Genomic DNA, 21,436 nt, shown 5'->3' with positions numbered 1-21,436 from the left:
ATCACCAGGTGGAAGTACGGGCCGGGATTCAGATCGAAACGCCGGCTCAGCTCCTCGACCTCGTTCCACACCAGCAGCACTTCGCACACCCCGGCAACACCCGCGAGCACGCATGCCAGCACGCGCCCCTGGGGCGTCGGTGAATGAACCACGCCCGATCCCCCTCCGTCATCAACCGGACACGCACAGCATAAAGACCACCCCCGACAATCCAGCGCGATCACGACGCGGTCGCGGCCGGGAGAACTCTCGCCGCGGCCACGGCGGACGCCCGGAAGACGTCCCTACGCTGGGCGAGAACCGACCGGAAGGGCGCCGATGCAGATCGACCTCGCCGGCGCCTGGGCGTGGTGGGCCGACGGCGGCCCGGGTCTGCGCGAGGCGCACCTCTGGGGCCTCGCCGTGAGGTGGTGGGGGCTCCTGGGCGGTCTCGTCCTCCTGACTGTCACCGGCGCCCTCATCGCCGACGTCGCGAAAATCCCCGAGAAGCACCGACGCAAAAGCCGGGCCACCAAGATCCTCCAACGGCTGACCGCGCTCGCCATCGTCGTCATGGTCGTCGTCGGCGGCGTCAACGCCGTCCGCGAAGAAGTGCGCGACACCGGTACCTCGACGGCGACGGTCCTCCTCGCCGGCGAAGACGGCATCGACTGGGCCGGCGCCCCACGCTGGTTCGTGCTCCTGTTCGCCGGCCTCGTCGTGTCGGCACTCCTGATGTGGCAAGGTCATCGCCTGAGAGGCTGGGTGGGCAACACAGTCCGAAAAGGACCGACCGCGATCGCGACAAGGCTGGCGGCCGCGATCGTCGCACTGGGGGCGCTGAGTTTCGCCGTCCTGGCCGGCTGACTCACACCGGCGTCGGGCGCGTCACCCGCTTGCTCTCCTCCAGCAGCAGATCCAGCAGCGGGTTCGAGTTCTCCCGCAGCCAGATCAACGCCAGCCCCAACGGCGTCGCGTCCTCCAACGGCCGCCACACCAGCCGCGGGTACGGGAAGTACGCGGCCGTCGACGCGGGCGCGATCCACGACCCGTGCCCGGCCGCCACGTGGTGCAGGCACTCCTCCGGCGTCCGACCCTGCGGCCCGTAGACCGCGCGGGTGCCGTCCGGCCGAGGGTCGATGAACCAGAACTTCACCACCGCCTCGGGCATCCCGTCGCGCGGCCCGACGATCGGCTCGCACGCCAGGTCGGCGACCTTCAGCGACGTCCGCGTGGCGAGGTGGTGCCCGGGCGGCAGCGCGACCCAGCGTGGCTCGTCGAGCAGCCAGTGCGTGACGAAGCGGCGGTCGTCGCCGATCGGCAGCCACAGGAACGCGGCGTCGGCGGTGCCCGCGGCGAGGGCGTCGAGCTCGTCGGGCAGGGTGTGGACCGCGAGGGCGTCGACCTCCACGTCGGGTGCGACCCGGCGCAGCGACGACTCGACGTCCGGCAGGAAGTGCGCGGTGCTCTGCGCCTTGAACGCGATCCGCAGCCGCCCGGACAGCCCCGAGCCCACGAGCCGCGCCTCCGAGACCATCGCCGAACACGCGGTGAGCAGTTCGCGCCCTTGTTTCAGGAACACCTGCCCCGCCGCGGTGAGCTCGACGCCGGAGGACCGGCGCCGGACCAGCGGGGTGCCGGCCACGCGCTCGAGCTGCCGGATCTGCCCGCTGACCGCCTGCTGGGTCATCATGAGCCGCCCGGCCGCGCGGGTCATGCTGCCCTCGTCGGCCACGGCTTCGAGGGCTTTGAGCAGGCGCAGATTCAGGTCCACCGCTCGATCCTCGCCACAACGGTTCGTTGTGGCAACCACAAGGATCCGGTGTTTCCCTTTCCCGCACCCCGGCCGGACCATAGCTGTATTGACACAGGGGAGCACCTATGAATCTCAGCGGTAAAGTGGCCCTCGTCACGGGATCGTCGAAAGGCCTGGGCAGGGCCATCGTGCTGCGGCTGGCGGAACAGGGCGCCGACGTGGTCATCAACTACTCCCGCGACGCGTCCGCCGCCGAAGAGGTGAAAAAGGCCGCCGAGGCCCACGGTGTGAAGGCACTGGTGCACGCGGCCGATGTGTCTCAGGTGGACGGTATCGTCGACCTTTACGACGCGGCCGTCGCCGAGTTCGGCAAGATCGACATCGTCGTGGCCAACGCGGGCATGGAAAAGGTCAACATCCCCGTCACGGACGTCACCGAAGAGGACTTCGACCTCCTCTTCCGGGTGAACACCAAGGGTCCGTACTTCGTGCTGCGCGAGGCTGCTCGCCGCATCGCCGACGGTGGCCGCATCATCACCATCTCGTCGAACACCACGACGGTTCCGCAGCTGGGCGTCGGCCTCTACGGCACCAGCAAGGTGGCCACCGGTTACCTCGTGAAGGTGCTCGCGATGGAGCTCGGCCCGCGCCGCGTCACCGTGAACACGGTGGTGCCCGGGCCGATCGACGGCGCCGGGATTTTCACCGACCCGGCCAACGACGAATACAAGCGCAGTTTGATCGAAATGGTCCCGATCGGGCGACTGGGCACCACGGAAGACGTCGCGGGTGTGACGGCATTTCTCGCCGGAGACGAAGCTGCGTTGATCACCGGACAGCAGCTCGTCTGCGACGGCGGAATGCACTGACCACCGAAAGGAATTGTGAGAAAATGACAGGGACAATGCGCGCGGTTCAGGTTCAGCAAGCGGGCGGCCCGTTCGTGCAGGTCGAACTGCCGATCCCCGAGCCGAAGCCCAACCAGGTGCGGGTGAAGGTGCACACGTGCGGCGTGTGCGGCGGCGAGATCATCCCCCGCATGGCCCTGTTCGGCACCAAGCTGCCGCGCGTGCCCGGGCACGAGATCGCGGGTGTCGTCGACGCGGTCGGCGACGCCGTGACCCTGTGGAAGGTCGGCGACAAGGTCGGAGTCGGCTGGTCCGGTGGCGTCGACTTCACGTGTGAGTACTGCCGCCGCGGTGACTTCGTCAACTGTGACAGCCGCACGATCACGGGCACGTCCTTCGACGGCGGTTACGCCGAGTACATGGTCGCCCCCGAGGACGCGGTCGCCCGTATCCCCGAAGGCCTGACGTTCGCCGAGGCCTCGCCGCTGATGTGTGCCGGCATCACCGCCTTCAACGCGTTGCGCCACGCCAAAGCCGGCCCCGGCGATCTCGTCGCCGTGCAGGGTGTGGGCGGCGTCGGCCACCTCGCCGTCCAGTTCGCCAACAAGATGGGCTTCCGCACCGTCGCGATCAACCGCGGCCGCACCAAGGAAGAGCTGGCCCGCAAGCTCGGCGCGGACGAGTACATCGACAGCAACGAAGGCAGTGTCGGCGAGTCCCTGAAGAAGATGGGTGGCGCGTCGGTGATCCTCGGCACCGTCGACCGCGCCGAGATGCAGTCGGAGCTGATGAACGGCATTCGCCCCAACGGTCAGGTGATCGTGCTCGAAGGCCAGAACCCGATCCAGGTCACCGGCCACACGCTGGCGGACTACCGGCTGAACCTCTCCGGCTGGTACAGCGGCGTCGCCCGCGACAGCGAGGACACGCTGAACTTCGCTGTGCTGCGCGGCATCCGGCCGGTGTACGAGGTCTTCCCGCTGGAGAAGGCCGAGGAGGCCTACCAGCACATGCCGAAGGCCAACATCCGCGTCGTGCTCAAGATCGCGGACTGACGCCTCGGCCGGAAACGCGCCCACTCTTCCCCCGGGGGTGGGCGCGTTTCCCATGCCGGCCTTCTCAGGCCAGCCGCAGTGAGACGCCGTCGAGCAGCGAGCGCAGGCCGAGCTCGAAAAGCTCGTCGAGATCCAGGTCGTAGCCGTCCTCTTCCAGCGTCGTCAGCATCCGAGTGAAGACGGGGTGGCGGCCGCCGGCCATGATCGCCGTGTGGCCCGGCGCCTGGGTGGCCAGCCACTCGTCCTCGGTCAGCCCGGACGTGCCGGCCGCGTGCCGCTCGCGTTCCAGGTGGATGGCGATGCCCTGGATGTAGCTGAAGAACAGCACGTGCAGGTCGCACAGCTGCTTCGCCGACAGGCCGAAGCCGTCGAGCGCCGAAAGCGCCTGCTCCGCGTGCGTGGCCAGGTTGGCCAGCGGCAACGGGCGCGTGATCGGCGACAGCTGCGCGAGCCACGGGTGGCGCCGGTACAGCGACCACAGTGTGCGACCGGTGAGTTCGAGCCGCGCCCGCCAGTCGCCTGAAAGGCGCGCGGGGTAACCGCGTTCGCCGAACGCCGCGTCGGCCATGAGCAGCACCAGCTCGTCGCGCCCGGCGACGTAGCGGTACGGCGCCATCGCCGCGACACCGAGCCGCGCCGCCACTCCTCGCATGGACAGCGCGGCCAGCCCCTCCTCGTCGGCGATCGTGATGGCCGTCCGCACGATCCGCTCCCGCGAGAGGCCCGGCGGCCGCGGGCGGGCCTTCGGCTCGGCCTTCCGGCCTGCGACGACGGTGCCGGACCGCGGTTCGGCTCGCACCAGCCCTTCCTGGCCGAGCGCGGCGAGCGCCTTGGCCGCGGTGGCCGTCGCGACGCCCCACTCGACGGCGATCCGGCGCGTCGACGGCACCTTCGCCCCCGGCACGAGCTCCCCGTCGGTGATCCGGCGGCGCAGGTCCGCAGCGATCTCCAGGTAGCGCTGCTCGGCCATCCCCGGCTCCGATCTGTACCAGTACAGCTGACCATCTGTACTAGGTCAATTTTGGCATGGTTGCCTGGCCGAAGCCAGTGTGTGGTCCGTAAGGGTACGACGAACACCTGGAGGAAACCATGCGCAACGTCCTCGTCTCCGGCGCCGGCATCGGTGGCCCGACGCTGGCCTACTGGCTCCACCGGGCCGGGTTCTCGGTGACCGTGGTCGAGCGCTCGCCCGGCCTGCGGGAGGGCGGGCAGGCGGTCGACGTGCGAGGGGTGGCGCTCGACGTCGTCGACCGGATGGGGCTCGGCGAGCAGGTGCGCGCGATGCGGACGCGGATGCGCGGAATGTCCGTGGTGGACGGTTCCGGCACCGAGCTGTTCCGCTCGGAGGAGCACACTTACAGCAGTGGCCGCCTGGACAGCCCCGACGTGGAGCTGGTCCGCGATGACCTGGTTTCCCTGCTGTACAAGGCAACCGAGCACGACGTCGAGTACGTCTTCGACGATTCCGTCACCGCCTTGGGCCAGGACGAGCACGGCGTGCGGGTGGAGTTCGAGCGCGGCGGCTTCCGCACGTTCGACCTCGTCGTCGGCGCCGACGGTCTGCACTCCGCCGTCCGGCGGCTGGCGTTCGGCCCGGAGGAGCGGTTCGCGCAGCACCTCGGGCAGTACCTGGCGATCTTCCCGGCGCCCAACGTCCTCGGCCTCGACAACTGGCAGGTCTGGTTCCGCGACGCGGAGACCGGCGGCGCCGTCTATCCGGTGCGAGACAACACCGAACTGCGGGTCACGCTGGGTTTTGCGTCATCGCCGCTGACGTACGACTACCGCGATGTCCTGGCGCAGAAGGAAATCGTGGCGAAGCAGCTGGCCGGCGCGGGCTGGGAGGTGCCGCGTCTGCTGTCTGAAATGGCCGGTGCGCCCCACTTCTACTTCGACGCGATGCAGCAGATCCACCTCGACTCCTGGAGCGCCGGCCGGGTGACGCTGCTCGGGGACGCGGGCTACTGCGCGTCGCCGCTCTCGGGCCAGGGCACCAGCCTCGCCCTCGTCGGCGCGTACGTGCTCGCCGACGAGCTCGCCCGCCACGACGATCACGCCGCCGCGTTCTCCGCCTATGAGACCCGGTTGCGGCCGTTCGTCGCCGCGAACCAGGCGCTGGCGACGGAGAACCCCGGCGGTCCGGCGGCCGAGGAGTCGGTGGATCGCGCGAAAAACGCGATCAGTCTCACGTAACGGCTGCGAGCCCGGCAGAGCTTGGTCCGGCGTTCAGCCTCCCCATGTCCGTGCGTCAGATCGGCGTTACCCGAACGGGTGAAGGTCTGAGGGTTCAGCTTCTCGAATGGAGGAACCCGATGGCCGACGAGCCCTGCCGCCACGACGGACTGCACCGAAGGGCGTTCTTCGGGCTCGCCGCGGGGGCGGTGGCGGCTCCGGCGCTGGCCACGCTGCTCGGCGCCGCGCCGGCGGACGCCACGCCGGGGCGGCCGGGGCGCGGCTTGAAGTTCGCCGCCATCTCGGACACCCACGTGAACACCACGAGCCTGCAGTCGACCACGTGGCTCACCCAGGTGTATGCCTCGATCGCGCGCCGCGACCCGGACCTCGTGCTGCACTGCGGCGACATCACCGACACCGGCCTGCCCGACGAGTACGAGCAGTACGGCAAGGTGCTGCCCGCCTCGCTGCGCGGGAAGATCCACTACTCGCCGGGCAACCACGAGACGCGGTGGGACCCTTCGGCCAAGGAGGAGTTCCACAGCCACTTCGGCCCGACGCCGTACTCGTTCGACGCCGGCGGTGTCCACTTCGTCGGCTTCGACCCGACGCAGGTGCTGCAGGAGCCCGGGCACTACGGGCCCGCCGGCCTCGACTGGCTCGAGCGAGACCTGCGCCGCGTGCAGCGGGGCACGCCGGTGGTGCTGTTCCAGCACTTCCCCTTCGGCAACCAGTTCTACTACGTCGACGACCAGCCGGCGGTGCTCGACGTGCTCGCCGGGCACAACCTGCGCGGGGTCATCGCCGGCCACGTGCACCGCGAGGACGTCACGCGGTTCAACGGCCTCACCCAGGTGACGCTGAACGCCGTGCTCAACGGCCCGGCCTACTACTGGGCCGAGAAAACCACCGCCGCCGACGGCACCGCGGTGCTGGACGTGCGGCGGGTCACCGTGGCCGCGGACGGGTCCGACACCGAGGCGCCGTTCGCGACCGTGCCGCTCACCGGCGAGGGGCAGGGGCGCGAACAGCGGCCGCGGTATGTCCACGCGGGCAAGGTTTCCGGTGGCTCGCTGCCGGTCGAGGTGCGGGCGTCGGGCGCGCAGCTGGTCGGCGTGCAGCCGTACCCGCAGGCCGTGTTCGGCGGCACGAGCCCGGCCGCGTGGCAGCCGCTCGTGGGTTCGGGGGACCGCTGGACCGGCAGCGTCGACGTCTCGGCACTGGCGCCGGGCCGGCAGCGGCTGCAGGTGCGCGTGAACTCGCCGGACGGCAGCTGGTGGGAGCAGGTCGTGCTGTTCACCGTGCCCGCGGTGGCCGGCGACCCCGTCGACCGGTGGCAGGAGCAGCTCTCGGGTTCGGTGCAGGGCGGCGTGACCCTCGCGGACGTGCACAGCGGACTGGTGCTCGCCGCTTCGTCGGCCGGCGAGGTGACCGCGCTGCGGCGCGGCGGCCACCGCGAGTGGCGCACGCAGCTCGGCCCGGTGTACCGGCGTCCGGCGGTGAACGGGACGCTGGCTTTCGTTCCCTCGGCCGACCACCACCTGTACGCGCTGGATGTCCGCGATGGCCGGCGGGTGTGGACGTTCGATGCCAAGGCCCCGGTCGTGAGCGCGCCGCTGGTATCCACTGTGGACGGACATCCGCAGGTGGTGTTCTCGGCGGGGCAGGCGTTGTTCGCGGTCGGCGCCGACGGCCGCCGTCGGTGGTCCGTGCCCGGCCGCGGGTTCTCGTCCGGACAGGCCGCGAGCGACGGTGAACGCGTCTACACGGCCGCCGCCGACGGTTACACCCGGGCGCACGACGCGCGCACGGGTGCGCAGGTGTGGGCCTACCAGATGGTGACCGGCGTCGAGCACCGGATCGCGCTGTACAGCGGGTGGGACACCGTGGTGGCGCTCGGCGGTGACGTGGTCATCGTCGCCACCGTGTCGAGTGCGATCGCGCTGGACCGCGCCACCGGCGCCCTGCGCTGGACCGTCGCCGGCAGCGCGATGTACGCGCCCGCCTTGATCGTGGGCTCCAGCGTGCTGCTGACCACCGAGTGGGGTGTGCTGACGCTCGTGGACCTCGCCACCGGGAAACCGTTGTGGAACACCAATCTCGCACTGCGCGTGTTCAACGCGGGGGTCGCGATCAGCGACGGCACGGCGTGGGTGCTGACCGTCGACGGCAAGGTGATCGGTGTGCGGCTCTCCGACGGCGCCCGGCTGGGCTGGCTGCAGCAGAGCCTGGTCTACACGTTCGGCCGGCCCGTGATCGACGGCCGCACGCTCGTGGTCGGCGACCAGAACGGTGTCGTCCACGGCATTTCCCTCCCCTGAGTTCCCCTGAGTTCCACCGCGCCGAGTCACCGGCGCCGGTGCCCGGAAGAAGGACAGAGATGGGCCTCACTCGCAGACAGTTCATGGCGGCCGGCGGCGCGATCGCGGCGTCCGGCCTCGTGGCCACGCCGGCCGTCGCCGCGGCCCAGGGACTCCCGCTCGGCGGGTTTCCCTTCGGCGGCAGCGGTGAACCGAAGGGCCAGTGGCTCGTCGGCGACACGCACGTGCACGACGACCACTCGGCCGACGGCAGCCTGCCACGCCAGACGTCGAAGCAGGCGCTGCCGGGCAATTTGCCCGTCGGCGACCAGATCGGCCAGGCCGAGAAGACCGGGCTGGACTTCCTGCCGCTGACCGACCACCGCACGTACGACCAGCACTGGGATCCACAGTGGACGTCGGACCGGCTGCTGCTGATCCCCGGTGAAGAGGCCAACGGCTCGCCGCACGCGATCGTGCTCGGCGCGGTGGACAACGTCGTCGACGGCGCGAACCCGCCCGGCTCGGCGGCGTTCCGGCACGTCCAGCAGTCCATTTGGGACGCTCGTTCGCAGGACGCGGTGTGGCACATCGCGCACCCCGACGACGGTGAGTACACCCGCGAGGCCGGGCCCAACGACAACGCCAGCGTGCAGGGCATCCACAACATCGAGGTGCTCAACGTCTCGACGAACCCCGACGCGCAGATGGACTTCGCCGAGACGCGCTGGAACCGCGGTTACGTCACCGGCGTCACCGCTGCGAGCGACTGCCACTTCCGTGAGCTGTGGGACATCGCGGGCCCCGGCCAGCCGGCCACGCGCGTGTTCGCCGGCGACCGCAGCGTCCGCTCGATCCTCGACGCGCTGAAGGCCGGCCGGACCACGGTGTCCTCCGGCGTGTCGGGACCGTTCGTGACGATCGAGGCCGACCTCGACGGCGACGGCCGGTTCGAGTCCATCGGCGGCGACGAGACGGTGGTCGGTTCGCGGAAACTGCCGCGGCGCGCGGCGCTGCGCGTGCGGGTCCGCCAGGGCGCCGGGACGCGCCTGCTCGTGTACGGCACGCCGGGCCGCTCGGCCAAGGCCCTGCTGGACACCACCGTGCGCGGCAACGACGACACCCGCACCCTGCCGTTGACCTTGTCCGGCGACCACGTGTGGTTCCGCGCCGAAGTGCGCTCGCCCGGCAGCGCGTCCGGCGCCGACGCCGACCCGACGCTGCCCGACCAGCTGCGCGCGGCGACGTCACCCGTGTTCGTCTCCGTCGGCCGCGTGGCCACGCCCGCGCCGGAGATCCCGTTGCCCGCCATGCAGTCCGGGCACGACAACGCGACGGCGGTGCTGGGCGGGACCGGTGAGTTCACGGGGTTCGCCGACGTCGCGGTCACCGGCAACGACGTGCACGTGGTCGCGCAGCGGCATTCCGACGGCCGCAGCAGGGTCGTTTACAAGCGCGTGGACCGGCGCGGCTTCGGTCTCTTCGAGGTCGAGCTCTCCAGCGGTTCGGGCACGGCCACGGCGCCGCGGGTCGCCGCTTCCGGGCGCGACGTGTGGGTGGTCTGGCAGGACGAGCGCGGCCACGAGCAGCCCCACCGTCCCGCGATCTACCTGCGCCACAGCAGCACCGGCGGCCTGCTCTTCGGCCCTGCCGTGCGGCTCGACGCCGGTACCGGCCGCGCCGTGCACCCGGCGATCGCGCTGCTGTCCGGCGGACAGCCTGTCGTCACCTGGGCTGACAACACCGTCGGCGCGTTCGACGTATTCGCCCAGGTGGTCGGCGTCGACCGCAAGCCGGTCAACCTCTCGGCCGCCGGCAAGACGGTCAGCGCCGGCAACCGCGCCGTCGACGCCCGCTCGCCGCGCTACCCGGCCTCGGTGTTCCCGACCGTCGCGGTGGGCCACGGCGACCGCATTCTCGTTGCATGGCAGGACGACCGCTTCGACCCGGATCCACTGTGGACGGGCCACACCCCGCCCGCCGGCCAGGCCGCGTCCGGCGGCACGGACCCGGACAACTGGCAGATCCTCGCCACCACCCGCGCGGGCACCCGCGGCGGCTGGGGTGCTTCGGCCCAGGTCAGCGCCGCCACCGACCGAGCCGACCGCCACCCGAGCGCGGCCGTCGACCACTCGGGCGCCTTCGTCGTCGCCTGGGACAGCGGCGCCCTCCAGAGCTCGGGCGTGAACCTGTCCCTGCGCTCGGCCCGCTCCGCCGACGGCCGCACCTGGTCGGCCGGCACGCCGTTCGCTCTCGAGCCGGCGGCGATGAGCCAGCGCCCCCGCCTGAGCCACGACCCGGACGGCACCGTCCGCGCCGTCTGGTACGACTCGCGCGCCACTGACTGGCGCTGGAAGGTCTTCACGGCGCGCCTCACGCCGGCCGGCTGGTCGGCTCCGGTGCAGCTCACGAAAACGGGCAACGCGACCTACCCCGCGGTGTCCGCCGGCCTCGTGGCTTTCGTCACGGACCGTGACGCTGTTCGAGGCCAACGCGACACCACGCAGCAGATTTACCTCGCGGACACGGGCGGCCGCTGACGTGATTGCCGGCCCGGCCGCCGTCCGACGGCGGCCGGGCCGGCCACGTCGTCCTCGCCGAGCGAGGAGAGGGGTTCACTTGTGGTTCTGACGAGATGCGATTACTCGGTGTGAGTCGAGTTTCCCGGCGGCCCGGTCTGCGGCCGGGATCAGTGCCGGACGCGAGTACGCCAGTGCCGCCCGCGTCGCCGCGGTCGCGAGTGTCGCCCGGTCCACGGGCTGTCGGCGACGTCCAGGCGCCGGGCGGCGAAGGCGTCCGCGCCGAGACCCATCAGCACCGGGTACGTGATCTGTCCGTGAAGCGCCTCGGTGTCGCGCACCCGGCCTTCCTCGCGGAACCCGAGCCTGGCGTGCAACGCGAGCGAGGCGAAGTTGCGGCCGTGCACACTGACCTCGCACTTGCGGTAGCCGGCCGGCCCGAACATCACGGCGAGCAGCGTCGTGACGGCGTCTTCGGCGTACCCGCACCGCCGGTGCTGCGCGCCGATCCCGACGCCGTAGCTGAACCGGCTCGCCGCGGGATCCGTCCGGACCCAGATCGACCCGACGAGCGTCCGGCCGTGCAGCGTCTCGATCGCCAGGTGGCGATCCCCGCCGGACCCGGCCACCTCCGCCCGGTGCGTCGCCCAGTGCCGGTAACCACCGCCACCGTCGCGATCGAACCCGACCAGGGCTCGCCGGTCGTCGGGGCGGATCTCGCGCAACCGCACCTGCCGGCCGGCCCAGTTCTCACGCACAGCGGCACGGCTGCCGGACAGCACCGGACGGGCGAGGTTGGCGGTCATCGGTACGGCACGGTACCGGGTTGCTGATCGGCGTCTCGAAGGGCCGGCTGCCCGGCGCCCGGCAGGGGTAGGTCGGCGTCGCGCAGGCCGATCCCGGGCCGCCAGCCCAGGCGGCGCGAGATGCTGAACGCGCTGGAGAGCACCGGTGCGACGACCGTGGCCAGGTCGAGCGAGCCCGTGCGCACGACGACCGAAAGCGCCGCGACGACCCGGCCGTGGCCATCGGTGATGCGGGCGCCCACCGAGTCCGCGCCCTCGGTCATCTCGCCGCGCACCGTGGCGGTGCCGGACCGCCGGCACGCCGTCAGCTCGGCCCGCAGGTCCGCCGGGTCGGTCACGGTCCGTGCGGTGAACCGCGCCGGCCCGGCCGCGAGGTAGGCCTCGATCAGCGTCCGGCCGGCGTGCGCGAGCAATACCTTGCCGACGGCCGAGCTGTGCAGCGGCAGCCGCCCGCCGACGTGGGAGGCCAGGTCGACGGCGTCGCGCGCGGAGAAGCGCTCGATCACCACGGCCTCGTGCCCTTCGAGGACGGCGAGCTGCACGTGCTGGTGGAGCGCGGCGTGCAGGTCCTCCAGGAACGGCAGCGCGACCGTGCGCCGCGGAACCGACAGCGGCGCGAGCGTGCCCAGCTGCCACAGGCGCAGGCCGACGGTGAACCGGCCGTCCGGAGTGCGGTCGAGCGCGCCCGCGGCGAGGAGCTCGTGGACGAGCCGCCGGACCGTCGCGTGCGGGAGCCCGGTGCGGCGGGTCAGGTCGGCGAGGGTCAGGGCGCTGTCCTCGGGCGTGAACGTGAACAGCACCCGCAACAGCCGCGAGCTGACGCTGCGGCCGGGTTCGTTCGTGCGGGGCATGGTGCGCGCAGCCTACGTCGGTGTCCATTGGATGAACATCGATGTTCCTGACCGGCCGCGCGGGCGGCCATGCTCCCGGCACCCGAAACGAAGGGGGAACGCCGATGTCCGAACTGCGGATCGCCATCGTCGGCGGAGGAATCGGGGGACTGGCCGCCGCCGCGTTCCTCGGCCGGGCGGGGCTCGCGTGCACGGTCTACGAGCAGGCCGCCGAGCTCGGCGAGGTCGGGGCGGGGCTCGTCGCCGGCCCGAACCTCGTGCGCCTGCTGCGCCGCCTCGGTGTCCTGGACGAACTGCTCGCGCGAGCCGTGGCGATCGACGTCGGGTGGGAGTTCCGCCGCTGGGCGGACGGGACCGTACTGTCGGCGGAGAACCTCGCCGAGTCGTGCGAACGGCTCTACGGCGAGCGCACATACACCGTGCACCGTGCCGACTTGGTGAGCGTCGTCCAGGCCGCGGTGCCGACGGACGCGCTGCGGCTCGGCGCGAAGTGCGCGGGCGTCGAGATCACCGACGACGGCGCGGTCCTGTCCTTCGCCGACGGCACCACCACGACCGCCGACGTCGTGATCGGTGCCGACGGCGTGCACTCGACCATCCGCAACGCCCTGCTCGGGCCGTCACCCGCGACGTTCTCGGGCCTGTGCGCCTTCCGTGCCCTCGTGCCGGCCGCCGACGCGCCCGCGTTCGCGCTGCGCAACGCCCACACGCTCTGGCTCGGCCCCGACCACCACCTCGTCCACTACCCGATCTCGGCGGGCGGGCTGATCAACATCGTCGCGTTCGCCCCGGCCGGCGAGGACGTCGTCGAATCCTGGAGTGCCACCGCGACCCACGCGGAGTTCGCCGCCGAGTTCGAGGGCTGGGACCCGCGGCTGCGAGAGCTGATCGACGCGGCCGGCGCCCCGGGCCGCTGGGCACTGCTGGACCGCGCCCCGCTCGCGCAGTGGAGCCACGGCTCCGTGACCCTGCTCGGCGACGCCGCGCACCCGATGTTCCCGTTCTTCGCCCAGGGCGCCGCGCAGGCGGTCGAAGACGCGGCCGCTCTCGCGCTCTACCTGGCTGCCGACGCCACCGCGCCGGCCCGCGCGCTGCGCCGCTACGAGTCCGCCCGCCGTACCCGCACCGCCCGGCTCCAGACGGTGTCGCACGAGCGCGCGCACCTCAACCACCTGCCCGACGGGCCGGACCAGCAAGCCCGCGACGCGTCGCTGTCCGGTCAGGATCCGCTGGCCGCCAACGCTTGGATCTACGGCCATGACGCGGAACTCGTGCCCTGACCATCCTTTGTGGAGGCTTCCGGCTCCTCGACTTCGAGCTCCCGCACCTCGGTTGCTCAGCGCAGCACGGCCGCCAGCAGGTCGGCCCCCAGCGCCGTCAGGTCGTGCAGGTTGAGGGTGTAGCGGACGTAACGACCGTGCCGGCGGGTCGTGAGCAGGCCCGCGCGGCGCAGGACAGCGAGGTGGCGGGAGACCTCCGGGGGTGACAGTTCCCAGGCGTGGGCCAGCTCGCCGGTGGTGTGCGGGCCGCGGGCCAGGGTGCGCAGCAGCCGTAGCCGTACCGGATGCGCGAGTGCCTCCAGCCGTAGCGTGACCGTTTCCAGCGACACCGGCTCCGATGGGCTCGCCTCGGCCACGGGGTACTGCACCACCGGCTGCCACCCGGGCGCGTGGATCGCCACCAGGTGCGGGCGGCCGAAGACGCTGGGGAGGAAGGTGACCCCGGTGCCGTGGGCGGTGGTCGTCTTGTCCTGCAGTTTGTCCACGATGATGCAGGTGCCGTCCGGGGCCAAGGTCACGGCGCCGGAGACCGCCGCGAGTGCCGCCCCGATGCCCTGGCGCTTCAGCAGGTCGTTCTTCAGGCGCAGGTCGGTGGCGAGCCGCGCGGTGATGCCCGCCCAGGCGGCGTCGAAGAAGGCCTCGCCGCACTGTTCGAGGGTGTGACGCACCCGCGCCCGAACGGCTGCGGGGTCCGCGAGAAGCCGTTCCGCGAAGGCTTCTTGGAGCGCGCCGCGGGCCTGGGCGCGGTCCAGGGCTTGCCGTCGCGCCGTCGCGTCGGCAAGCGGTGACGGCGCGGCAAAGTGGACCCGGTTGCTGCCGCACGTGGTGATGAGCGCGGCGGTCACATAGGTTTCGTCGTCGATCCGGTCCACCTCGTCCAACTCCTCGGCGAGGGTCGGCCGGGGGCGGGCGGGGACCAGGAAGTCGGCTCGTGAGGAACGCCAGAGGAATTCCGCCTCCCTGAGCCGCTCGGCCAGCTCCGGCCGCAGCCCGGCCCAGACGTCCCCGGCCCAGCCGGCGAGCCGCGGGTGATGCCCGGGTTCGGCCAGCACGTGGAGCATCGCGGTCAGCTCGGCCAACGGGGAGGCAGCGAACCGCAGTCGCCCGGACGGCAGACCACCGATGTCGATCCTCAACGTCATCCCCCCATCATCGCTGGTCGGATGGCCGACGACAGCGTCGATTGACGGTGTCCGTCAACCGACGTGGCGAGCTGGGAGACGCGACGCACCGTTGACGCCATGGGAACCACCACCAAGATCCAGCCGCGTGCCCTCGTCCGGGCTTCAGGAGGGCCGCGCTATGCCGTCGCCCTGGCCGTGGACGCGCTCGGCACCGGCTTGCTGCGGCCCTTTCTCCTTCTCTACGGGGTGACGGTGCTCAGGCTTTCCCCGCCGGTCACCGGGATCGCCATGACGGTCGGCGCCGTCGCGGGTCTGGTGTGCATGCCCGCTGTCGGCCGTTGGCTGGACCGGGGCGCACGCAGCACGGTCGTGGCAGCGTCGATGCTGGTGCGGGTGCTGGGCGTGGCGCTGCTGCCGGCCGCCCCGGCAGGGCACGTCGGGCTGTTCGCGACGGCGGCGCTCTTCCTCGGCATCGGCAACCAGGCGTGGCCGGCCGCCCATGCGGCCCTGGTGGCCACGGTCGCCCACGGCCGGGAACGGGACGCGGCGCTCGCGGGAGGCCGCGCTCTGCGCAACGCCGGCCTGGGCGTGGGTGGCCTCCTCGCCACCGCATGCCTGACGGGCGGTACCACCGCACTGCAGGCGCTGGCAGCCGCCACCGGGCTCGCCTATCTCGCCGCGGCGGCCTTGGCGTGGTCGGTCCACCTTCGTACGCATCCGGCCGCTGTTCCGGCCGAGGACAGAGCCGACGAGCCCGCACCTCGGATGCGCGCGTTGCTGGCCGCCAACGTGGTCTACGTCTTCTGTCTCAACGTCCCCGAAATCGCGCTGCCGCTGGTTCTGGTGACCCAGCTGCACGCATCCCCGGTGTGGTCGGCAGCCATCTTCGTGGCCAACACGGTGCTGGTGGTCGCCCTGCAGGTTCCGGTCACCGTCCTGCTGTCCCGCTTTCCCCGGCGGACCGTGCTGGCTCTCGCCGGCGCGGTACTCACCGCGTCCTACCTCGGCTTCCTCGCCGCCACCTCACTGGGACACGGCTGGGGTGCCCCTGCCATCGCCGCGGTGTCCGTGGTCTACACCATCGGCGAGATCAGCTATGCCGGCAGCGCCACCGCGCTGGTCACCGCCCTCACCCCGGCCCCTGTCCTGGGACGCGCCCTCGCCCGCTTCCAGCTCTCCACGGGCTTCGGCCTCGCCGTCTCCCCTGCGGCGATCACCGCGCTGGCCTCCCACGGCTCGGCCGCCCTCTGGGGCAGCCTCGCCGCCGCGACGCTCATTTCCGCTTCCGCCGTTGCCACGGAGAAGGATCAAGGAACCCGGCCCAGCGATCGCGGCCGCCGGGCGCGGGCAGGCTCGTGAATTCGACTGGCTGGTGGGCTGTCATGCGTCGTGCATGACCCCGGCTTTGGAGATTTTGCTGGTCACCGGGAGGTTGGTGCCGAGGGCACAGCGCAGGAGTGCGTTGTAAGTGGTGGCGTAACGACGGCGCTGTCTTTGCCGACTCCGTACGGTCGGGCGGCTAGCGCGAAGCAGGCGTGCGACCTCGACGTTTCCAGGGGTGGGGGGAGACGAGATGACGGATGGACTGGTACTGCTACCCGGATCCGGGCAGTCGATCACTTCCGCTGGGATGACACTCAAAGTCGGTGCCGACCGGTCGGCCCGGTGGTCGGTGTTCGAAGCGGACGTTGGGCCGGGGTTCGACGTGGGCGCACACCGGCACGGTGAGGCTGAAGAGCTGTTCTACATCATCGAGGGCGAACTCGACCTGCTCGCATTCGAGCCGCGAATGCGCACCGCCGGCGATTGGCAACGCTGGGAGTCCGCCGGCGGTCAACGGGTCGTTCGGGGCGGTCCGGGCAGCCTGATGTACGTGCCCGCCGGCTGTCCGCACGCCTTCGCCAACCCCTGCGCGGCACCAGCCAGGATGCTCTTCCTCGTTACGCCGGCCGGCCACGAGCGGTACCTGCGCGAACTCGCCGAGCTGCTCACCGCCGACGGGCCTCCCGATCAGCCCGCCATCGCAGCGCTGCGGATCCGCCACGACATCGAGCAGCTCACCCCACTCAAACCAGGCCGAGCGTAAGCAGAAAACCGCCCGACCGATTCCGGCGCGGGCGGCCTTGGCCCGTTGCAGCCGCTCGACCGACCCCGCAGTACTCGCCAGGCCCGCGCGCTCGCCCGCGATCAGCCGCAGGACTCATTACCTGACAGGTAATCGACTGGCCTCTCGGCTTCAGCGAATATTGGGTCATAACACAATGGTGAGGAGCTGAAAATGCCTTTCTTCGAGGTCGGTGGCGGGACGCGTTTGTCGTATGAGGATTACGGTGCGGGCGCGCCGATGGTGTTCGTCTCCAGTTGGGTGCTGAACGCCGAAATGTGGGAATATCAGGTCCCGTTCTTCGTCGAGCAGGGATTCCGGTGTGTCCTGCTGGACCGGCGGGGGCACGGCCGCTCGGACCGCCCCTCCTCCGGTTACGACGCGGACACCAGCGCCGATGATCTGGCCGCGTTGATCGAGCATCTGGACCTCCGTGGCATCACGCTGGTCGCCCACTCGGCCGGCGGTGGCGAGGCCGCACGCTATCTGTCCCGGCACGGTGAGGAGCGGGTCTCCCGCGTCGCGTTCCTGGCGTCGACGTTGCCGTACCTCAAACTGTCCGAGGACAATCCCGAAGGAATTCCCGAGGCGGTCAACGAGGCAACGCTGGCACAATTGCGCAAGGACCGGCCGAAGTGGTTCGCCGATCGAGCGCAGGGTTATTTCGCCACGCATCTGGGCAACGACGTCTCACCGGCACTGATCGAGCACGAGGTCCGGCGCTGCCTGTCGCCATCGCCGTTCGCGACGGCCGCGATGTTCCACTCGAACTTCCACACCGATTTCCGCCCTGACCTGCGTCACATCACCATTCCGACGCTGGTTGTGCACGGAGTGGCCGACCAGTCCGCACCCATCGACGTCACCGGCCGTCGTACCCGGAAGCTGGTGCCCCATGCCGTCTACCGGGAATATCCCTCTGCCGGGCACGGCCTGTACGTCACCCACGCTGAACAACTCAACGCCGATATCTTGGAGTTCATCAAGAGCTGAGGTGTTTCCCTGCCGCGTGCGAGTACAAGGCGGCCAGGCGCACGGCGGCCGACGAGCCCTCGAATCAATCGCGGGTACGTCGGTGAGGCTCAGAGATACTCCTTTTGGCCCGTTGTGTCGCCGGGTCCTGCCGCAGTCCGGTGAGCAACAGTGTGATCATGCGCCGGGTGTAGTCGATGTGCGACGGGCCGGGCGTGCACAGGTGTGCGACTGCGCGGAGGAGATCCATCGCGCTCGCTCCGTCCCCGATCGCCCCCGTGACTCGCGCGCCCTGCAAAAGCTCGTCGAGTGCCGGCTCGAGCCGTTCCAGCAGTTGTGCGCCGAGTCCGGCGAAGGTCGCTTCGCCCGACTGCAGCGCCACTGCGAGACCGTGTTTTGTGAGGACGAATGCACAATAGCGGTCGAGCCACAGTGTGAGGGCATCCATCGGCGGGTGAGCCGCGGCGAGCTCCTGGGCCGTTTCGACGCACTCGTCGACGTCATGCCGCAGCACTGCGATTACGAGATCGGTCCGCTTGGGGAAGTGGCGGTACAGGGTCGCGACTCCGACTCCGGCCTCCAGGGCTATGTCCTTCACGTGCGCGTCGACGCCGTCGCGGGCGAATACGGCGCGGGCGCCCTCGATGAGCGCCTCGACGTTGCGCCGGGCGTCCGCACGAAGGGGCGCCTGCGGCACGGCGTCGTTCCTGCTGGTCATGGGCACCTCTTTTGCCAAGCGGAATCTGATTCCATATAGTAGCGAAGTGACAACCGGAATCCGATTCCATCTAGCCGACGGGACAGCAGATGACTGACGGCACCGCCGTGCACGACGACCTCTGGGACCGCGCCGACGCGCTCGTCGGCCGGGCACGCACGATTCCGGTCTCCGGCTCGACGCCCTTCCTGTCGGTGAGCCCGGTCGTGCTCCCGGCACCCGGACGGCCCACCCCGCTGCAGGTCCGCGTCTCCGCACCCACCTCGGGAGACCGGTTGCCGGTCGTGCTGCTCTCCCACGGCGGAGGGGTCACGAACTACGTCTCATCGAACCGCGGACTGGCGCCGCTGTCGGACTTCTGGGCGGCCCACGGGTTCGTGGTCGTGCAGCCCACCCACCTCAGCTGGAAGTCCCTGGGGCTGCCACGGTCCGCGCCCGACGCACGCGCGTATTGGGAGTCGCGCGTACAGGACCTTACCGCCGTCCTGGACCACTTCGACCTCGTCGAGGCCGCCGTACCGGGGCTGGCCGGGCGCGTCGACCGCGGCCGGGTCGCCGTCGCCGGGCACTCGATGGGCGGGCAGACGGCGAGCATGCTCCTCGGCGCACGCGTGGTGGAGGACGGCGACACCGTCCGCGCGTTTGACGACCGGGTCAAGGCGGGCGTCCTCCTCGCATCGACAGGCGCCGGGGACGATCACCTCACGGACTTGGCGAAGCGGTTCACCGCACTGCGGACGGCCGGGTTCGAGGAAATGACGACGCCCACGCTCGTGATCGTCGGCGACCAGGACGACTCGCCCGAGCTCACCGACCGAGGGCCGGACTACCACGCCGACGCCTACCACCAGGCGCCCGGACCGAAGTCGCTGCTCACCCTGCACGGTGGCGAGCACATGCTCGGCGGCGTCACCGGCTACGACACCGTCGAGACAACCGACGAGGATCCGGAACGCGTGGCCGTGATCCAGCGGATGAGCTGGGCATTCCTGCGCGACACCCTCACGTCCGACACCTCGGCGTGGCCGGCGGCAACGGCCGCGTTCGCGCGCCTCGACGCGATCGGTCGGCTGGAGAGCAAGTGACCACCACACCCGTTCGGCCTTCCGGTAGCAGGCGCCGAAAATACAACGCTTGGCCGAGCGGAGCCTGATCAGCGTGGTACGTCGTCGGGTTGTCCGACTTCGTACTGCAGGAGTGATCCGGAAGACGTGGCACAGGCAAGCCGCGATTCCTGCGGGGACTTACCACCCGGCCGCCCGTCCGCCGGGACGGTGTGTCAGAGCATGGCGAGCCGGTCCACCAGCAGTTCCACCCTCGGCTCGGTGTCCTCCGGCGGCAGCCGTCCCGCTCGACTCAGGGTGGCCAGCCCGTGCAGAGCCGCCCAGAACACCTCGGTGAACAGTCCAGGGTGGACGCCGTCCCCGGCGACCTCGCCGAGAGTCTCCAGCAGGGCGGCGAAGGCGTCCTTCAGCGGCTCCGGGGTGTCCTCGTTCGCGAACATCAGGCCGCCGTCGAGCTGGAACATGGAGTCGTAGACCGCCGGGTTGCGCTCGGCGAAGTCGAGGTAGGCGCGGGCGAGTGCGGTGACCCGGGCGCGCGGGCCGTCCGCGGCGGAGGTCGCGGCCCGCAGCGCCGCGGCCATCTCGGTGGCCCCCTCGAGGGCGACGGCGCCGATGATCTCGCGCTTGCCGCGGAAATGGCTGTAGAGGACGGGCTGGCTGTACTCGATGCGCTCGGCGAGCAGGCGGGTGGTGACCGCGTCCCAGCCCTGCTGCTCGGCGAGTTCGCGGGCCGTCGCCACGATGAGGCGTTCGCGGTCCGCCCGTTCGCGCTGCTTGCGTTCCTGTACCGACATGGTTGGAGTCTAGCACCGCTAGACAACCGAGCGGCAGTAGTACTAGCGTTGCCTCAACAGCTAGCAACACTAGATTTCTGGAGGGACATCATGCTCGGCACGCTCGAGGTCGTCACCATCGTGGTGGTCGGGGTGATGGTGGGGGTGGAGTTCTCCGTCGCCTTCGTCATGAACCGGATCTTCAGCGGACTCCCCGACGACAGCAACCAGGCCGCCCGCTCCCACGGGGGCCGGATGCTCGGCGCGCTCATGCCGTTCTGGTACATCGGCTCGCTGGTCCTGAGCGCGGTCTGGGCCATTGCCGGATGGCAGCACCCTGGAACCGGCCTCGTCGTCATCGCCGCCGCGCTGCTGATCGTGAGCGTGGTCATGTCGCTGCTGCTGCTCGTCCCGATCAACAACCGGGGCAAGACGTGGACCCCTGACAACCGGCCCGCCGACTGGAAGAAGCAGATGAACCGCTGGGACCGCTACCACTACGTCCGCGTCGCCATCATCATCGCCGCCTTCACCCTGCTGGTCGCGGCTCTCACCTGAGCCCGCGGGCCCATCGTCCTGGCCAACACCTTCTTGGTTCCGAAGAAGGGGGTTGAAGCGTTCCTGGCCCTCTTTCGGAGGCAGGCGGAGTTCATGAAGGCTCAGCCGGGTTTCGTCTCCTTGCAGATGCACAAGGGAACGGCGGACAGCCAGCTTCTGATGAACGTCGCGGTCTGGGAGTCGACCGATGCCCTCGCCAAGGCGTTCGGCAGCCCGGAATTCCAGCGCATGGCGGCCGAGTTCCCCGACGACATCGTGTCGTACCCGCACATCTTCGAGCAGATCGACGTATGACACGGCAGTTGTAGCCGGGGAGGGCAGCTGGAGAAGCCCTGCCTTCCCTCGGGGAGTCGCTGATCCATGCACCATGCCGCGTCGCCGAGGCCGCCACCATGCGTAGCCCCGTCCCTGAAGAGGAGTCAGATGACCGTGGAACCGAATCGCGGCACCCGACCGCCTGGCGGTGCCCTGACACGGAAAACCCCTTACCCGCCCTCACCTTCCCGGGGAACCAGCACGTGGTGGTGAAGTGTGCCGCGTGCGCGGTCACCTGT

20 protein-coding genes are annotated in these 21,436 nt (G+C 70.7%); 13 read left to right on the top strand and 7 right to left on the bottom strand.

What is annotated here, in order from left to right:
* Nucleotides 1-318: 318 nt before the first annotated feature.
* The gene (locus AB0383_RS45770) at nt 319-846 is read left to right on the top strand and encodes a hypothetical protein (RefSeq protein ID WP_366190725.1); all 528 of its coding nucleotides are present in this window, start codon (nt 319-321) and stop codon (nt 844-846) included.
* Nucleotide 847: 1 nt separating this feature from the next.
* Here the strand turns inward: AB0383_RS45770 and AB0383_RS45765 are convergent, their stop codons facing one another.
* On the bottom strand, nt 848-1,753 hold the full coding sequence (locus tag AB0383_RS45765) for a LysR family transcriptional regulator (protein ID WP_364187200.1): 906 nt from the start codon (nt 1,751-1,753) through the stop codon (nt 848-850).
* 107 nt (nt 1,754-1,860) lie between these two features.
* Here AB0383_RS45765 and AB0383_RS45760 point away from each other — a divergent pair, with 107 nt between their 5' ends.
* Together AB0383_RS45760 and AB0383_RS45755 are read left to right on the top strand one after the other, a co-directional pair.
* Nucleotides 1,861-2,604: an SDR family oxidoreductase gene (locus tag AB0383_RS45760; protein WP_354872452.1), complete on the top strand. Its 744-nt coding sequence runs from the start codon at nt 1,861-1,863 to the stop codon at nt 2,602-2,604.
* A gap of 23 nt (nt 2,605-2,627) precedes the next feature.
* Entirely contained in the window at nt 2,628-3,638 is a 1,011-nt protein-coding gene (locus AB0383_RS45755) for an alcohol dehydrogenase catalytic domain-containing protein (protein WP_364187203.1), read from the top strand.
* Nucleotides 3,639-3,702: 64 nt separating this feature from the next.
* On the opposite strand, the gene AB0383_RS45750 is transcribed toward AB0383_RS45755, so the two are convergent.
* Nucleotides 3,703-4,608: a TetR/AcrR family transcriptional regulator C-terminal domain-containing protein gene (locus AB0383_RS45750; RefSeq protein WP_364187205.1), complete on the bottom strand. Its 906-nt coding sequence runs from the start codon at nt 4,606-4,608 to the stop codon at nt 3,703-3,705.
* Between the two features lie 119 nt (nt 4,609-4,727).
* On the opposite strand from AB0383_RS45750, the gene AB0383_RS45745 reads away from it, so the two are divergent.
* From AB0383_RS45745 to AB0383_RS45735, 3 genes are all read left to right on the top strand, one after another.
* Nucleotides 4,728-5,831, top strand: a complete 1,104-nt coding sequence (locus tag AB0383_RS45745) for an FAD-dependent monooxygenase (protein ID WP_364187208.1) — start codon at nt 4,728-4,730, stop codon at nt 5,829-5,831.
* Nucleotides 5,832-5,950: 119 nt separating this feature from the next.
* On the top strand, nt 5,951-8,134 hold the full coding sequence (locus AB0383_RS45740; protein WP_364187211.1) for a PQQ-binding-like beta-propeller repeat protein: 2,184 nt from the start codon (nt 5,951-5,953) through the stop codon (nt 8,132-8,134).
* Between the two features lie 59 nt (nt 8,135-8,193).
* Complete coding sequence (locus AB0383_RS45735; protein WP_366190721.1) at nt 8,194-10,653, top strand: CehA/McbA family metallohydrolase; 2,460 nt, start codon at nt 8,194-8,196, stop codon at nt 10,651-10,653.
* A 149-nt stretch (nt 10,654-10,802) separates the two neighbouring features.
* Here AB0383_RS45735 and AB0383_RS45730 read toward each other — a convergent pair whose 3' ends face one another.
* Nucleotides 10,803-11,363 carry a GNAT family protein gene (locus tag AB0383_RS45730; protein WP_366190785.1) on the bottom strand — a complete coding sequence of 187 codons (561 nt, stop codon included), beginning with the start codon at nt 11,361-11,363 and terminating at the stop codon, nt 10,803-10,805.
* A 71-nt stretch (nt 11,364-11,434) separates the two neighbouring features.
* On the bottom strand, nt 11,435-12,289 hold the full coding sequence (locus tag AB0383_RS45725; protein WP_364187217.1) for an IclR family transcriptional regulator: 855 nt from the start codon (nt 12,287-12,289) through the stop codon (nt 11,435-11,437).
* Nucleotides 12,290-12,393: 104 nt separating this feature from the next.
* On the opposite strand from AB0383_RS45725, the gene AB0383_RS45720 reads away from it, so the two are divergent.
* Nucleotides 12,394-13,569: an FAD-dependent monooxygenase gene (locus AB0383_RS45720; RefSeq protein WP_364187220.1), complete on the top strand. Its 1,176-nt coding sequence runs from the start codon at nt 12,394-12,396 to the stop codon at nt 13,567-13,569.
* Nucleotides 13,570-13,625: 56 nt separating this feature from the next.
* Here AB0383_RS45720 and AB0383_RS45715 read toward each other — a convergent pair whose 3' ends face one another.
* A complete protein-coding gene (locus tag AB0383_RS45715; protein WP_366190718.1) occupies nt 13,626-14,711 on the bottom strand; it encodes a helix-turn-helix domain-containing protein in 1,086 nt (361 codons plus the stop codon).
* 99 nt (nt 14,712-14,810) lie between these two features.
* Between AB0383_RS45715 and AB0383_RS45710 the strand changes: the two genes are divergently transcribed.
* From AB0383_RS45710 to AB0383_RS45700, 3 genes are all read left to right on the top strand, one after another.
* Nucleotides 14,811-16,052, top strand: coding sequence for an MFS transporter (locus AB0383_RS45710; RefSeq protein WP_364187226.1), 1,242 nt, complete (start codon nt 14,811-14,813; stop codon nt 16,050-16,052).
* Nucleotides 16,053-16,266: 214 nt separating this feature from the next.
* Nucleotides 16,267-16,779 carry a cupin domain-containing protein gene (locus AB0383_RS45705; RefSeq protein WP_364187229.1) on the top strand — a complete coding sequence of 171 codons (513 nt, stop codon included), beginning with the start codon at nt 16,267-16,269 and terminating at the stop codon, nt 16,777-16,779.
* A 192-nt stretch (nt 16,780-16,971) separates the two neighbouring features.
* Nucleotides 16,972-17,790: an alpha/beta hydrolase gene (locus tag AB0383_RS45700; protein ID WP_364187232.1), complete on the top strand. Its 819-nt coding sequence runs from the start codon at nt 16,972-16,974 to the stop codon at nt 17,788-17,790.
* A gap of 64 nt (nt 17,791-17,854) precedes the next feature.
* Here AB0383_RS45700 and AB0383_RS45695 read toward each other — a convergent pair whose 3' ends face one another.
* Nucleotides 17,855-18,505 (bottom strand): helix-turn-helix domain-containing protein, encoded by a 651-nt coding sequence (locus AB0383_RS45695; RefSeq protein WP_364187235.1) that lies wholly within the window; start codon nt 18,503-18,505, stop codon nt 17,855-17,857.
* A 71-nt stretch (nt 18,506-18,576) separates the two neighbouring features.
* Between AB0383_RS45695 and AB0383_RS45690 the strand changes: the two genes are divergently transcribed.
* Entirely contained in the window at nt 18,577-19,572 is a 996-nt protein-coding gene (locus tag AB0383_RS45690; RefSeq protein WP_366190714.1) for an alpha/beta fold hydrolase, read from the top strand.
* Between the two features lie 194 nt (nt 19,573-19,766).
* Here AB0383_RS45690 and AB0383_RS45685 read toward each other — a convergent pair whose 3' ends face one another.
* The gene (locus AB0383_RS45685) at nt 19,767-20,345 is read right to left on the bottom strand and encodes a TetR/AcrR family transcriptional regulator (protein ID WP_364187241.1); all 579 of its coding nucleotides are present in this window, start codon (nt 20,343-20,345) and stop codon (nt 19,767-19,769) included.
* A 90-nt stretch (nt 20,346-20,435) separates the two neighbouring features.
* Here AB0383_RS45685 and AB0383_RS45680 point away from each other — a divergent pair, with 90 nt between their 5' ends.
* Nucleotides 20,436-20,882 carry a DUF1772 domain-containing protein gene (locus tag AB0383_RS45680; RefSeq protein WP_364187244.1) on the top strand — a complete coding sequence of 149 codons (447 nt, stop codon included), beginning with the start codon at nt 20,436-20,438 and terminating at the stop codon, nt 20,880-20,882.
* A gap of 12 nt (nt 20,883-20,894) precedes the next feature.
* The gene (locus AB0383_RS45675) at nt 20,895-21,176 is read left to right on the top strand and encodes an antibiotic biosynthesis monooxygenase family protein (protein WP_366190783.1); all 282 of its coding nucleotides are present in this window, start codon (nt 20,895-20,897) and stop codon (nt 21,174-21,176) included.
* The last annotated feature ends 260 nt before the right edge of the window (nt 21,177-21,436 follow it).

It is taken from the genome of Amycolatopsis sp. NPDC051373 (assembly GCF_040689465.1).
Taxonomy (GTDB): Bacteria; Actinomycetota; Actinomycetes; order Mycobacteriales; family Pseudonocardiaceae; genus Amycolatopsis.
Note: the sequence above shows the minus strand (reverse complement) of the source record. Positions and strands in the feature narration are given on the sequence as shown.

Coding starts and splice junctions, on each gene's coding strand:
- AB0383_RS45735 (WP_366190721.1), top strand. CDS start 8,194: ATGGGCCTCACTCGCAGACAGTTCATGGCGGCCGGCGGCGCGATCGCG.
- AB0383_RS45705 (WP_364187229.1), top strand. CDS start 16,267: ATGACGGATGGACTGGTACTGCTACCCGGATCCGGGCAGTCGATCACT.
- AB0383_RS45750 (WP_364187205.1), bottom strand. CDS start 4,608: ATGGCCGAGCAGCGCTACCTGGAGATCGCTGCGGACCTGCGCCGCCGG.
- AB0383_RS45690 (WP_366190714.1), top strand. CDS start 18,577: ATGACTGACGGCACCGCCGTGCACGACGACCTCTGGGACCGCGCCGAC.
- AB0383_RS45680 (WP_364187244.1), top strand. CDS start 20,436: ATGCTCGGCACGCTCGAGGTCGTCACCATCGTGGTGGTCGGGGTGATG.
- AB0383_RS45755 (WP_364187203.1), top strand. CDS start 2,628: ATGACAGGGACAATGCGCGCGGTTCAGGTTCAGCAAGCGGGCGGCCCG.
- AB0383_RS45760 (WP_354872452.1), top strand. CDS start 1,861: ATGAATCTCAGCGGTAAAGTGGCCCTCGTCACGGGATCGTCGAAAGGC.
- AB0383_RS45715 (WP_366190718.1), bottom strand. CDS start 14,711: ATGACGTTGAGGATCGACATCGGTGGTCTGCCGTCCGGGCGACTGCGG.
- AB0383_RS45685 (WP_364187241.1), bottom strand. CDS start 20,345: ATGTCGGTACAGGAACGCAAGCAGCGCGAACGGGCGGACCGCGAACGC.
- AB0383_RS45700 (WP_364187232.1), top strand. CDS start 16,972: ATGCCTTTCTTCGAGGTCGGTGGCGGGACGCGTTTGTCGTATGAGGAT.
- AB0383_RS45720 (WP_364187220.1), top strand. CDS start 12,394: ATGTCCGAACTGCGGATCGCCATCGTCGGCGGAGGAATCGGGGGACTG.
- AB0383_RS45725 (WP_364187217.1), bottom strand. CDS start 12,289: ATGCCCCGCACGAACGAACCCGGCCGCAGCGTCAGCTCGCGGCTGTTG.
- AB0383_RS45740 (WP_364187211.1), top strand. CDS start 5,951: ATGGCCGACGAGCCCTGCCGCCACGACGGACTGCACCGAAGGGCGTTC.
- AB0383_RS45770 (WP_366190725.1), top strand. CDS start 319: ATGCAGATCGACCTCGCCGGCGCCTGGGCGTGGTGGGCCGACGGCGGC.
- AB0383_RS45745 (WP_364187208.1), top strand. CDS start 4,728: ATGCGCAACGTCCTCGTCTCCGGCGCCGGCATCGGTGGCCCGACGCTG.
- AB0383_RS45710 (WP_364187226.1), top strand. CDS start 14,811: ATGGGAACCACCACCAAGATCCAGCCGCGTGCCCTCGTCCGGGCTTCA.